The sequence below is a fragment of the Shewanella sp. 10N.286.52.C2 genome (genome assembly GCF_002874545.1).
In the GTDB taxonomy this organism is placed as follows: domain Bacteria; phylum Pseudomonadota; class Gammaproteobacteria; order Enterobacterales; family Shewanellaceae; genus Shewanella.
Genome location: NZ_MCTV01000055.1, coordinates 1 through 13853, shown reverse-complemented (window position 1 = coordinate 13853; position 13853 = coordinate 1). Strand labels below are relative to the sequence as shown.

Annotated in this window: 12 protein-coding genes; 11 read left to right on the top strand and 1 reads right to left on the bottom strand. The window is 38.3% G+C overall.

Features of this window, described 5'->3' with window-relative positions:
• Positions 1-754 precede the first annotated feature (754 nt).
• From BCU94_RS16745 to BCU94_RS16720, 6 genes are all read left to right on the top strand, one after another.
• The gene (locus BCU94_RS16745) at positions 755-1243 is read left to right on the top strand and encodes a hypothetical protein (protein WP_102477027.1); all 489 of its coding nucleotides are present in this window, start codon (positions 755-757) and stop codon (positions 1241-1243) included.
• 48 nt (positions 1244-1291) lie between these two features.
• Positions 1292-1906: a hypothetical protein gene (locus tag BCU94_RS16740; RefSeq protein ID WP_102477026.1), complete on the top strand. Its 615-nt coding sequence runs from the start codon at positions 1292-1294 to the stop codon at positions 1904-1906.
• A 113-nt stretch (positions 1907-2019) separates the two neighbouring features.
• Positions 2020-2763, top strand: a complete 744-nt coding sequence (locus tag BCU94_RS16735) for a hypothetical protein (RefSeq protein WP_102477025.1) — start codon at positions 2020-2022, stop codon at positions 2761-2763.
• A 115-nt stretch (positions 2764-2878) separates the two neighbouring features.
• On the top strand, positions 2879-3409 hold the full coding sequence (locus BCU94_RS16730) for a hypothetical protein (protein WP_133149805.1): 531 nt from the start codon (positions 2879-2881) through the stop codon (positions 3407-3409).
• A 338-nt stretch (positions 3410-3747) separates the two neighbouring features.
• Entirely contained in the window at positions 3748-4521 is a 774-nt protein-coding gene (locus BCU94_RS16725) for a hypothetical protein (RefSeq protein ID WP_102477023.1), read from the top strand.
• Between the two features lie 136 nt (positions 4522-4657).
• Entirely contained in the window at positions 4658-5044 is a 387-nt protein-coding gene (locus BCU94_RS16720) for a hypothetical protein (RefSeq protein ID WP_102477022.1), read from the top strand.
• A 744-nt stretch (positions 5045-5788) separates the two neighbouring features.
• Here the strand turns inward: BCU94_RS16720 and BCU94_RS16715 are convergent.
• Entirely contained in the window at positions 5789-6301 is a 513-nt protein-coding gene (locus BCU94_RS16715) for a hypothetical protein (RefSeq protein ID WP_133149804.1), read from the bottom strand.
• A gap of 157 nt (positions 6302-6458) precedes the next feature.
• Between BCU94_RS16715 and BCU94_RS16710 the strand changes: the two genes are divergently transcribed.
• The 5 genes from BCU94_RS16710 (at position 6459) to BCU94_RS16685 (ending at position 13483) form a co-directional block, all read left to right on the top strand.
• Entirely contained in the window at positions 6459-6698 is a 240-nt protein-coding gene (locus BCU94_RS16710; RefSeq protein ID WP_102477020.1) for a helix-turn-helix transcriptional regulator, read from the top strand.
• A gap of 230 nt (positions 6699-6928) precedes the next feature.
• Positions 6929-8056, top strand: a complete 1128-nt coding sequence (locus BCU94_RS16705) for a tyrosine-type recombinase/integrase (RefSeq protein ID WP_102477019.1) — start codon at positions 6929-6931, stop codon at positions 8054-8056.
• Between the two features lie 68 nt (positions 8057-8124).
• Entirely contained in the window at positions 8125-9795 is a 1671-nt protein-coding gene (locus BCU94_RS16700; RefSeq protein WP_133149803.1) for a hypothetical protein, read from the top strand.
• Positions 9796-11426: 1631 nt separating this feature from the next.
• Positions 11427-12515 carry a hypothetical protein gene (locus tag BCU94_RS16690; protein ID WP_133149802.1) on the top strand — a complete coding sequence of 363 codons (1089 nt, stop codon included), beginning with the start codon at positions 11427-11429 and terminating at the stop codon, positions 12513-12515.
• Positions 12515-13483 carry a hypothetical protein gene (locus tag BCU94_RS16685; RefSeq protein WP_102477016.1) on the top strand — a complete coding sequence of 323 codons (969 nt, stop codon included), beginning with the start codon at positions 12515-12517 and terminating at the stop codon, positions 13481-13483. Before BCU94_RS16690 ends, BCU94_RS16685 begins: the two co-directional genes overlap by 1 nt.
• Positions 13484-13853 lie beyond the last annotated feature (370 nt).

Sequence of the window (13853 nt, the reverse complement as noted above, 5' to 3'; positions counted from 1 at the left end):
AGATGGTACCTGGACCTTACGAAAGTCCTCGGTAGCAAGTCCTGCGGATTAGTCATGCTGGTCAATGGGTTTTATTCATAATTATTTAGAAAATGGATGCAGCATCAGACTTATGTACATCATTGATGATTTTGATCATGAAGTACTGGCGATAGAGATAGATTATTGGAAAATGGGCGGGAAACATGATATCGAGCTCAGGTTTATCCAATCAGCAACCCACAACAAATGCCTATGTGGAAAGCTACACACTACTGTACGGCATGAATAGCTGTGGTTTTATAACAATGAACGACCTAATACATATGAGCCTTCCGCCAGTCAATAGGCGAACCTAACTTATTTGACTGCTTTTGCAGTCAAATAAAAATCAATCAACAAATTCATCTACTTCGTCTGTCATTTAGCTGTAGTGGTATGGTGAATTTTGCCACTATTTTAGAGCATACCTAGCTTATTTATGCCCCTTTGCGATTTACAGCCGATAAGCAGTACAGGTAAGTAACAAGCCTGTTGACCTACTTTGGCTAATCGATAAGTGACTGCTGCTGATTACTTCAGATAAGGCATCAATTTCAATGCTCATTTTGCAAATATTTGTGCTCGTTTATCCAATGCCACTCTGGTAGAGTGCTTATAAATCAATAGCTTTACTTTAGTAAGGCTTAAATAATAGGTTTATTAAATGTGCATGCGTGTTTTGCCAAATAAACACGCATGCGCACTATAAAAATGTTAAGCATCAAGGATATTAATGGTCGAATTAAAAACAATATTCATAAGCGTTTTTTCTGGAGTTGTTACTTCAGCTCTTTTGTATTGGTTCTCAATAACAGTTAAGAGAATATTGATTCCAGCATACCAACGAATGAGTTACAAAGGTATTGACGTTTCTGGAGAATGGACTGGTGAGTGGCAACATTCTAAACCACTTTTTTTCAGCTTCTCATTATCTCTGCAGCAAAATGCTCATGACTTAAAAGGCTCATTCAACATTTTGAAAACCATAGATGGTAAGCAAGAGAAAATAACCAATATGAAAGTTGAAGGTGAAATATGGGAAGGGTTTATTTCATTAAAATGCAGAACTGTTAGTAACAAAGAGTTATCTTTTGGCTCCGCCTTACTCAAGGTCAATGCATCTGAACTCGACGGAAAGTACATATTTAGAAATCTTGTAAAAGCTGGTGAAGAAATAGGATCGTTCAACTTAAAATTTTCTAGAGTGCATGCAAATGCTTAACAAGTTGCTGCACTCAGACTCGATACAGTTTTCACATGGAGTTTGTAATTGGAATATTATAGTGAAATAGTTAAACTTATTGGTGGAACAACAATCGTCCTAGCCGCTTTGTTTGGTTTTATTGGGAAAATCTGGTTAAGTAGAATAATTGAGAGAGATAAGAGTGAATTATCTTTAGAAATTAAGAATCTTGAACAAGAAATCATTACAGCAAACAAACGCTTAGACGCTGAATTACAACACTCAATTTTCGTATCTCAAGTTCAGTTTGACAAAGAATACAAAGTTTATGGTGAGGTGTGGGCTAATTTAGTAGAGCTGAAAATAGCAACGCTACAACTCAGACCAATGTTAGATCATATAGATCCAAGTCAAACAGAAGAAGAACGAAAGACTGAACGTTATAAGAACTTCATTGCACCATTTAATGACTTCTCAACCACAATGGAAAAAAATAAACCTTTTTTCTCTTTAACCGTGTACAAAACACTCAGTGCGATTAGAAAAGCTTGCCTCAACGAAGGCATTGAATATAAGCATGGAAAATCTAGTGACCTCACATATTATGAGAGTGCTGAGACAAACAGTAAGGAAATAAGTGGTTTAATTGAAGCGGCATGTGACGCTATAAGGTTTAGATTGAATGAGGTTAGAGTCCAATAAACTGCTAGCAAGGCATTTTAACGGAACAAAAGCAGTGGGTTTCGCTTCGCTACACATTTTAACCCACTATTTTTATCCGCTTAATGCGGCGTTAGGTATTAATTCGAGGTACTATGATAATTCAAAATAATAGTGAACAAATAGAATCATTTAAACTTTATCTTGATGCTAAGTTAGCCAATATTGATTCATTAAATTCAGATGATGACCGATTATTTAAGAAAATTCTTTATGTTTCATTCCTAGATTCATTAGCTGCATGTGTTTTTCCAAACCGTGGAAATAAAGATAGATTCACTGCTGTGATTGAACGGTTCTCGGAGTGGGAAAATAAAAATGATTTTTGTTTATTACATTTAGCTAAATTTTGTTCAATAAACCCTGATCCTGCCTTAGAGAAGGTAAGAATTTTCTCTCATAGTGAAGTAGATAAGTTACTAACAAAGGCAGACCATAGTGGCTGTATTAAACTGAACTCTTTGCCGTCATTTGATGAAGTTAAGAAACATTGGATACAACCGACTAAAGACTCTCAAGTTGAATATAAACTTGATGACTTTAAGCTTGTATTTTTACTCTACAAACTTAGAAACTCATTGGTTCATCAATTTCAATCGAAAGGGACTGAGTTAGGTATGTTCATTCCAGATTCACCTTACTATCAGGTAGTGAACTCATATAGCGATGATTCCAAATTTGTACCTATCTCAGTTGAGTTAGTTTACCCAACGTCTTTCATTAAAGAACTTTGTCATAAAGTTTTTAGTAATGTCATTGTTTATCTTCATAAAGGTAATATTAACCCCTTTCCTCATTACCATGCTGGCGACTATTGGTTGGAAGGGTTAAACCGCTAGCAAGGCACTTAAACCTAACTAAAACAGTGACTTGCATTTCACTTTGCTACACATTGCAACCCACTATTTTAGTCCGCTTAGTAAGGTGTTATAAGTCTAAAGTATGAGTATGAATATGAGTTTTAAATTAAATGTTTCTGACTTTGATGGTCTTTCAGTACAGGATGTCGTTTCGCTAATCGACAGTTCTTATAAAAAGCCTTTATCTGAAGTATCTTTATTTGATTTATTGCTTAATGAAACTACCAATGAAGCTCTTAGACACGGTGTTTACATGTACTTCAATGACAAAAACGAATGTCTTTATGTCGGTATGTGTAGCTCTAGTCATTTTGCTCATCGTATAGGTGGGCATTTTGGTATGTCGCCAAAATATGGGATGAATACCTTCTTAAAGCGCGCGGTTGAAATGTTAGGTTTAAAAGACAAAAAATATGAAGGATATGTCGAAGCCTTATCTAAAATATCTAACTATGGGCTTCTCATCGTTAATGCAAACAAGAAAGGTAAATCTTATATATCAAGTCTTGAGAAGCTGTTTCATATTGCATACAAACCAGAGCTTAATTTCCCTAAAGGCTTTCCATCTACTTATAACTCTTTGGATTCTGATGCGGAGTTCAGTAGTACGGTGAATTCATTGTGAGTCCTTATAACAAACTCGACGCTCGTATCTCACGCGCTTTACGCGGGCTTTACTAAATCGTTTCTGTCCATCACCAATTCAGCTAAAACTGAGATGACTCATTTGTGCCCCAAAACGTGTTTAAGATTGATACCCCTTGAGGTAAAACTGGTTGCATTTCACCTCAAAAATGTAATATCACCTGCAATAGAATAGCCAGATGTGATAAACCATTACAAAAGCGAAGTACGGCTTTTAGGTATTTTTAAGAAGGCTGAATATTACAACTTTCAAAGATAAACCAAGTTTTAATAAATGTGAAATCACACTGTAATAAGTAACTTTAAAGGATTTAATCAATGCCAGCATCAAAGCTAATATATCCAGATTACGAAGTGGGAAAACAGAAACATCTCAACTCAATTTTAAGCCAATTATTGATAGCCGCAGAAAAGTTTACTTTGCCATATAATAAAAATGTTGAGGATATCGTTTGGGATGGTTTTTATCCTCATTATTTCAGTCAAAAAGTGAAGGTTTTATTTATCGCGCAAGAGTCACTTGAACTAAGTGGTGAAAATTATATTGACCTTATGCACCATTGTTACACCATAGATAAAAAAGTTGGTGCTTTGTCGCTGAATCAATACCAAATTCACAAATCGATGCTTTCAATCGCATACGGGATAAACAAGGACTGTTGTGAATGGGGAAGCATTCCTACAGCCACTAAGATTGTGGATAATTTTTCTATTGAAGATGGCTTGAGTTTTGCTTTTATGAACCTATCTAAACTAAGCAATGAATCAGGTAACCACCAAGCAGATTGGAACTTGATTAATGGATTTCTTGATACATTCAAAAGTAGTCCTATAAATTACTTTTCTAAACAAATTGAATTGTTGAATCCTGATATCATTATAACGATGAACCTTGAATCAAGATTGAGTGCGTTAGGTGAAGTTATTCCAGAAGAGTATGGAAGCAAAGTCAGTCGTTATTACCTCCAAACAGAGACGGAAAAGTATCCCCTTTTAGACACATTTCACTTTGCTGCAATAAGCAAGTCTCCTGAGGAGGATTTTTATGTGCCTATAATTAACGCACTTAACAAGTTCGGTTTAAAACTATAGCTTATGTTTATAGGAATCATTGAGCTTTCTATATTTTGCGAGGCAGGGAGCTAATACGTTTATGTCCAGAAATAAGCTAGGGAGGCTCTAATTTAGTGACCAGTATGCATTACCCGCTACAGGGTTTGAATCAAAGATGAAACATGTCTTAGATCAAGCTTCTTTAACAGGTATGATTACAAATATAATTTTAGCTGTAGATTGTCCTGTAACTCGAATTTCTCATATATATAAATATAAATTTCGATATAAAGACTTACCCGAAGGGGGCGTTAATGCATATTGTGAAAAGGAATTCATTGAGGCAGATAATATTGCAATCATAGGTATGGAAACTACGTATGGAGAAGATGCGGTACAAGTTGCTCAAAAATCAATGAAAGTAGGGTTAAATTTCAAAGAGAGAATGACGGACTTCGTTGTGGATTGTGCTAAGACAGATATGACTTTTGAAATAGGGATGCCTGTCGTGCTTAAAGAATTGGAAGGTGTTTCCGTTAAAAAAACTGTTCATAACAGATGATGATGTTTAACCTTTTAAATATCATAATACCACACCAGATTCCATTAAGGGTAGAATGAAGGATATTCCACTCTTTTTTATATCTTTATTTATTAATGGCTTAATGCTCAGGTGGGCGGAATGATGTATGTAGCAATAGTCTGTGACGTGGTGTAGTGAAATAGTTAATTTTGCCTCGAACTAAAAGATTAAAACAACTGCGGGTTACGCATGTGATGCCCAACGGAGTGAGGGTATCTGTGAGATTCCTTCACTAACCCTACAAAATCTAATGAGTATCAGTATCTATTAGTACAATAACTCTAAAACGTTTCTGTCCAAAAATGGGTTAGGGCAGTTAAGCCATTTTTCCTTGCTTGTGTTAACTGTTGATATTATTAACTCAAAAAATCTCATAAACGCGAACAAGTTGCTCGCTTGATGACACCCTAGTGTTAGGTTTTCTATTAAATACTCAGTTCTGACAAGTTTGTTAGGCTAATCGTTTGATGATAAATAATACAATATGGAAAACAAAACACACAATAATCCAATACTTGCCAAAATCAAACCCAAGTCTATATGCTCCATGCTGCCTCTTAACACTCCTTGTTAATTGTTCTAAAACTATAGTGCCTGATTAATGTTTATGACAATTCTCACTAAATTATTTTTGAACTCTCTGTCCAAAAGTCGCTAGACAAGTCAATGCTGTGGCCTGTGTTCATTGGTCACAAAAAATTGAATTCAAGGACATAATGACTTCTAAATCAGTTGCCTTTTTTTGACTTCATTAATCAACTCATTTACCGCATTGAGTTCAATGCTTTTTTTATACAGTTCGGCATCTAACTTCTTGAGCTTGGGATTAATGATTGCGTGACATGACTCAAACTTATCACTAAGCGATTTAAAAGCATCGAATTGATGCTTTAACTGCTTGATATGTTTCTGTAGTGCATTATAGTGACTTGTTAGCGTACTCGTGTTGTTTATGTGCTTATTGGAAGTACCTTCAGGTCTTTTGGTGAGCACTTTAGTTGTGCTTTCTTGACTGAAAAGCTTTTCAAATTGGCCATTAGGGCTGCCTTTTGGAGAAAGCCGCTTTATAAGCTGTTTTTGTTCTAATCGGTATAAGTGGTTATGCATGCACTTTCGCAGAACGACGACACTCTCAGATGAGTTAGAGTCCCACTTAAGTGCTTTTAATAACTGTTCAGTTTGAAAGATATCGGAACAATATCTGTTAAGTATTCTAATAAATTCAGCTTGTTTCATCGGTGATAGATTCGAGTTGTGATTAAGTTAACCCACTGATGCAAGCACCAGTGGGCGGGAGTTTAGCTAATAAGGCAGCGGCAAACTGATATTAGCTAAGTGAATAATTATCACAAAACACACTATAGTGTGTTTTGTTCTGGTCTTCAAGATAAGAATGAAAAAAAAGATTGCGACTGAGTTTGGAAAAAAACTAGCAGAAAAAAGAAAAGAAAAGGGACTACTTCAAAAAGATCTGTCTCAACAGTGTGGCTTTAGCCTTAATTATATCGGTATCGTAGAGCGCGGAGAGAAGAGCATTAGCCTTGAAAAAGTATTTATTATTGCCAGCGTTTTATCGTGCTCGGTGTATGATTTAATGCCTGATGAGAAAGCATTAGCTATCGATACTGAATAAACTTAAAGCATAAGGTGGCTTAATGAGGTAGCGATATATTTTTCATTAGGCTTAACTCACTTTAACGACACAGATAAGATTTCTATAAACTTGTCAAAATCAAAGTTTGGCAATATACTTATTTTAAATCATGCACTTACAATTAAATAGGTGTTGATTATATAACTGTGAAGTGTATTATTGTTCCCAAGAATAAAGCAGGCTAAATCAAAGCTGCAGACCTGGGGATAATGACTCAAACAGTTAATCAATTTATAGAAAAATACCTCGCATTTAGAAAAATCAAAGCAGCGCCTTCTACATTGCGCTCTGAACGCAGTAAAGCCACTAAACTATCTAGGTTGATTGGTCATCGTTCAATTTGCTCCGTTAGTCACAGTGACGTTCTGCAGCTCATCCAGACGCTCGATACACATTACGCGAACAAAACCATCAATGAGTTCTTAATCATTTTGCGTGCTGTATTTAATTATGCAGAACGTGATGGTGCGATTACGCATAATCCTATGTTGGGTATTAGTAACCTCAAGGTCATTCACAGTGAGCCTGAGCCTTTTACGCTCAATGAGTTAAGCTTGATGAACCAGGTGGCCGTTGAGTGTGAAAGTGGTAAAAACCTGTTTCAGCTTGGGGTGTTAACTGGGCTGCGCATTTGTGAGTTGCTGGCGTTAACCTGGGAGGTCGTGGATGTAGACAAAGCGCAGCTGCATGTAAAAATCGCGCTGGTTGATAACATTTATAAGACCCCAAAGACCGCTGGTTCAGTTCGCATAGTCGAATTATGCGATTCAGCGGTTGAGATATTACAACAGCAACACTTGATAACCGGTCATAAAAAAACCGTTAACTTAACGGTCTTGCAAGCAGATAATAAAACCAAAAAAATTGAACGGCTTTCACCTGTTTTTTACAATAGCAAAACCCACAAGCCGTTTATTCACGCCAAACAATTCAACAAAACCTATTTTGCACCATTACTGAAAGCTGCAGGTATCAGTCATCGTGGAGCGGGGCAGTTACGCCACACGTTTGCGAGCCAAGCATTAACCGCAGGCATATCAAAAGAGTGGATTGCAAGGCAAATGGGGCATACCTCGACAGCGATGATAGATATTCACTATGGTCGCTGGATGTCACAAGATGCACCTAACAATGCCGCTCAGGTATCAAAGCAATTTTCTAGCATCTTTGGTCGAGTTAACCCTCAAAACAAACAGATTCAATCGCCACCTTCCGCACCAGACAATGATATTCCGCTAACTTCTGAGCAGTTAAAAAGCCTGCTACACCAGCATCCTGAATTGCTAATGCAGTGCATTGGTCAGCTATTCGGACAGACTGATGTGGAGGGGGCGTAATGCGTATTATTAGAGCCTTTTATTCATGTATAAATTTTGCTTATAACAAAAAAGGTCGGCGCACAGGCATGGCATCGCTGATACATTCACTGCGTCTTACTTGCCCCAGTGTCGCCGGGTTAACCCATTTAGGAAAAATGCAAAAATACCTGCGCACGAAAGAGGAAATACAAGTTGAATGGGATGAGTCACTATCGGATTCAAATCTGATAGATACACCAGATGGTATTATTCCTCTTAATTCTATTTCGCCAGAACAGCGTGAAGCTATTTTATTTGATGTCATGGGTGAAACCACTCAGAGTGCGGCTTCTTATGCGCAAAAAGGCAAAGCCAAATCGAAAGCAAAATCCAAATTGAAGTCGTGGATTGCAGATGACAAACTTCCTCAGCAAGTTGCTAAATTAGTGACGAGCTGCATCGAGTCCACCGTCTTTATCAACGTCAATGAGATTAGCGCTGAATTTAATCAGTTTGAACTGCCGAGAAAAAATCAAAAACTCAAACAACTTATCAAATATATCAATTCACATAATGCGCTCATTGATAAACCCAAAACCCTAAACTCGACTAATTTCCAAGAGATACTCTTTAAAATTCCTATCAAACATGGCGTTGGCGCGGATGTGATTAGTCATAGAAGCATGATGGAATCGATGAAGTTATACCTGCAAACCTACTTCCCTGAATACCCCATTAAACTCATGACATTGCACCATGATGAGCGTCTACCCACGGAAAACACTGGCGGTCATGTTCACGTGTTTATTTCTGGTCAAAACAGTTTAACAGGCGAGCATGATTTACGTCTGTCTCAAATTAAACGTGTCAATGAGTTTTTGATAAAACGCGGTGATGGCGCAGATTGCCTCGCAGAGTCTGGACGACTGTATTATATCGAGAGCAGTGAGGTTTATAGTTATCTGCAGCAGATGTTTTATGAATTTATCAATGAAAACCTGTTTAACGAAAAAGACCTCAATGCCGAGTTCTCACCAGAATCTGAGCGTCAGTCTGCAAAGCGAAAAGCGATGAATAAAGAGGCTAAATTACCAAAACATCAGCGTCCATTTAATTTCTACACGCGCAAAATACAATGGCTACAGCAACAGATAAGCGTGCTGAATAAGCAGTACCAGTCGATAACTTATAACATCTCAATTGGCGAGCAAACCCTCGCGAAATTGCAGACTGAAAACAGTGAGATACAAAAACAAAATCTTGATTGGCAACAAAAAACATCTGGATTACACAAGGAGTACAAACAATTGCTCGTTAAACGCGACGATATCTGTACTGACATTGAGAAAGGGCAGGAGTTTATTCACGAGCAGGCGTCTGTGAGTGACCAATTAGATGTTGAAGTCAAAAACAAATATGCTGAAGTGAATAAGCTAAATCAAGTAGCCGCGGTCAAACATAAGCAGGTCATTGAGCTCGATGATGATATTAGCAAAAAACAGGCGTTATTAGCGCGTCTAATAGAGATAACCGCGCAGGCTCTTCAGCCGTTAGAGCAAATGATATCGAAAATCTATATGCGCTTCCAGACTGCGGACAGCAGCAAAGGTAAATATTATTTCAACATGGTTTTGGAAGCATTTAACGACAAGCTTTCACCTTTAATTCGAGACATCTCGATAGATATTGCCAAACAGACTCAAGACAACGCTCTCGAATCGGCATTAAAACGAAAAAACCAAAAACTGGCTGAAAACAAGTCTGATAGCGGCTTGTAGGCAAAGCATAGCTCATAAGCTAAATGGACCTATGCGACTAAAACGCAGTGTGACGTTAATGAGATTGCCTATATGGCCTTAATCAACCCTGTAGCAGCCTTTAAGGCAGGCTACAGGCTTAAGTAAAAACATAATAGATCAACCATTTCTCAAAAGAGGCTTATAGCGCACATGGGTGCCTATAAGCCTTTTGCATTCAACCCACTCATTATTTCCCCAAACTTGGTAAAACCACATGTCTCGATGTTGAGCATTAACCTTGCAGCCATTACGAGGGTGCTGATAGCTTGACGCGCTCGAGCATGAAGATTTACCTCCCTTTGATGAATGGCGGCATTACGGGCCCTCAAGTGCTTGTGACTACTTTTGGCATATACACAGCTCATTAAACCTTTCAAGCGGTCACAACCTGTTGCAATCAATTCTCGAATTATATGGTGTCACCATAGTTAGGTGAGGGTGTGTTACTGCCAGTGATGGCAATGCTACTGCCATCACTGGCAGTGATAGTGTCAAATGTGGCAATACGGATGCCACATTTGACTGCAATGATCGCGAAACATAGGTAATCAATATCAGACAATGAGGTTAAGAAGAAATATCGCTGAATTTGGGACTCATTTCCTGACGTATTAACGCGATATAATTCCTATAAAACGCTCTGAGAGATGATGCTGCGAAGTCAAACTTCGACTTTCTCACAAGCCTTTTATCGATCCCTTTGAGCCAAAAAAGACAAAAATATCGCAATGAGAAAGAACGATTTCTTGGGGCATTTCACCTGCAAGGCTGGATTTGGTTAAAAAAACTATTTCTACATGTCATTTCAACAAAAAGCATTAAATACAACGAGTGAGGTACGAACAACTGTCAATATTTCGCTACAGCAGAGAGCAACCCGTTTTGAAACTCGTTTGCTCTTGCTCTCAGCGAGAGCAAAAGTTTTTTAAATGTATTTGCACTCGCTCTCAGTGAGAGTAACTGTTTTCGAAATTCTTTTGCTCTTGCTCTCAGTGAAAGCAATATTTTTAATTTATTGGCAACTAGATAAGCTCAAGAGCGGTATGTGGTCGTTTTGAAGTGTTTATAGGGCTGTATTTGCGATTGTTAATACCATAGCGCAGAATTCGAAACTCTAGGCGCTAGAGGCATGGCTCAATTGCTTGTAAAACAGCACTCAGCGAGTGCGAAAAACGCAGGCCATCGCAGTCTAGACTGCGAAAAAGATTAGCCCACTTAAAAAGTGGGACAACATAGTAACCCGTTACGCTAGTATCCCACTTTTTGTTCCAAAAAGGTCGGATACTAGCTACGGGCAAGGGGAGTACCCCTTTGAACCCAAATGCCACATGCTGCGCATGTTAAAAAATCAAAAGCGTGAAAGATAAAATCAATAGGCACACTTGTAATAGTGTTTCATCGGTTAACGCCTAATAATCAGACGATTTTAAATCGTTCTTTAGTTGTATCGCATAGTAAACAAAAATACCGTAAAAAATGAATTGTTTTATTTAATTTTCGTACCTTTGGGATTGTGCGCCAATGTATATCTCAACGATGTCTATGAACGTTGAACAACAACTTTCACAAAGATTGTAAGTTCTGAACTGGAAAATTGATCGGAATTTAGGATGCTTTGGCTGAATATCTGCCAAATTTTAATGGAGGAGTATATGGCTACTAAGTCACTCATTATTGTACATGGAATGGGAAAGCACACTGAGGCATCTGTAAAAAAAGAGGTAGTAGATGCGCTTAAAATAGTCTTTTCCCGTTATGAAACATTAAAGTCGAAAAAACCGTTGAACGAGATTGATGTTTCAGTCTTTGATTATGACAAATATTTTGAAGATTACCGAGAGGCAATCGAGAATAGAGGCAATAGTGATATCGTTACGGCAGTTCAGAGTGTCTCAAACAAATTTGGTGGTTTGCTGCCAGGAGCCGCCCTAGAAATCGCAAAGCTAGATCAATCAATAACAGCAGATAATATGTTTACTACTCATTGGTTGGATGTACTTCTATACCGGTTTAGCTTGTTGGCTGAACCCATCCAACTTGACCTTGCTGGGAAGATCGCCGCTGAAGTCACTACAAAGGGGGGGCCAAATGTTCACGTCCTCGGCCACTCCTTAGGTACATCGGTACTGCATGATACGCTAGCCAGACTATACGGCCCAGAGCCTATGGATGTGAAGTTGTCCACAGTTCGAGATAAGCTAAGTTGTGTTCACATGGTTGCTAACGTGAGCAGACTACTGCAGAGTTTTCGAAAAGCGGGAGCCTCTGAGGTTCGTCCTGCCTTAGGCTGTTGTACGAACTTAATTCAGTATCGTCACAAGTTAGACCCTATACCACAGATCAAGCCATTCACGCCTACGAACAACGGTGGGTGGGTGACGCATAATATTTGGGAGGAGAACTATCAACTTGTCGAACCTAATGCTGTAACTGCTGCTAATGTACATGGCTTGGGGCACTATCTTTTAGATCCAGAGGTTCATCTGCCTCTCCTTCGCGCGGTAATGGGCTTTCGACCTCTATCTGCTGAGCGAAAAACGGCTCAGGATGCCTTCAATGCTTCGACTATGAAGGGCAAAGCAGAAGCACTTCAGCAAGCAGTGGAAGCTCTCGAATTATCGAAACAATCAGTGAATAATCTATTAGTCACTGCAAAAGCCTTTAAGGATATGGTTGAAAGTTTTGGGGAGACTTTCTGATGAAACTAAAATATATATTATTAGTTGCAGTGATACTTTTTTTGTGGCCAATATCTGCACAATCAACAGAGTCTATCTTATGTACACAGACTTTGTCGAAACCCAAATATCTACTTGAAGTAGGTCAAGCGGCAATAAAGGCCAAGAAAAAGATTTGCGCCGCTGAAAGTCAACTTGATAAAAATTTAGCATATTTTGATTTTCTGGAAGAAATTAAAGGCTGGTTTGATAGATATGGTGGGTTTAAAGATAACCTGTTCGTTGTTGACGCAATAAGGAAGCGGATCACAATTGACAATCCTTCAGTTACAGTTGATTTGAGCATTAGGAACAAACTTCAGGTCGGAACCGATGCATTTGAGCCTGCAAATGAACAGCAATGTATTCTTATTAGTCAAGCATCAAGCTGTGTTGACGTTCTTGAAGATTTCAAGCAACTATACGTTGAAATTCAAAACTCACAAGCAGAAGCGGGACGGCTGAAAACACTTAAAAGTTTGAATGAACTAAAGGCTGATTGGGAACCCTTTCTGGAGAAAATGAAGGGGCAAACTGCGCTAGAACTCTTAATAAATCAGCAAGTTTACAAAAACGATAGCGATACTTTTTCTGGTCCTCCAGCCAGTCAATGGATTGTATTACACCCCATGGTGCTTATTGAAAACGTTTCCGCTGCCGAAAACGGTGAAAACACACAGGAAGCTCTTGGTTTGGAAATTATTGGCATGAATTGGTGGAAACAAGAAAAGTGGTATATGCCATCCGGAGGGTCAGTGCTTGCCGTCTATTCCGACCGAGCAGATATTGATGACGTAGGCTACGGTTTAGCTCTTCATTTTCAAAGTAACTATACGATCGGTTACACAAATCACGATGGTGAAGATGGGGTTTTCATATCCGTGGATCTTATAAAGCTTTTTCAGGATAAGAATAAAGTGTTTGATTCCTATAAATCAGCTTTTGACTAAATGTCGGGTTGTTGACTTATTGTAAAGCAATAATAATTTGGTTACTAACACCAGCCGACTAAATAATGAGCAATAATATGCTTTATAAATGGCAATTAAGATGACTAGATAAAGACAAACTATCGTTGCCTCGTACTATCACGGTTGTTAACGTGATAGTACGTAGGCTTTTCTGTGCGGTTTCACTAACTGAACAGGCGAAACTTTTAGCATCGATGAGAGTATGTCGATGCCAGTAGCTGATAACAATTTTTGACTAGCGCCCAAAATTAATAACAAGGCAATTAATAACAAGGCCACCCATTCTAGTTGGCTAAATGTTAAACACTCTACTAGGCTTTAGTTATTACTTAATTTTCGGTAATTAATG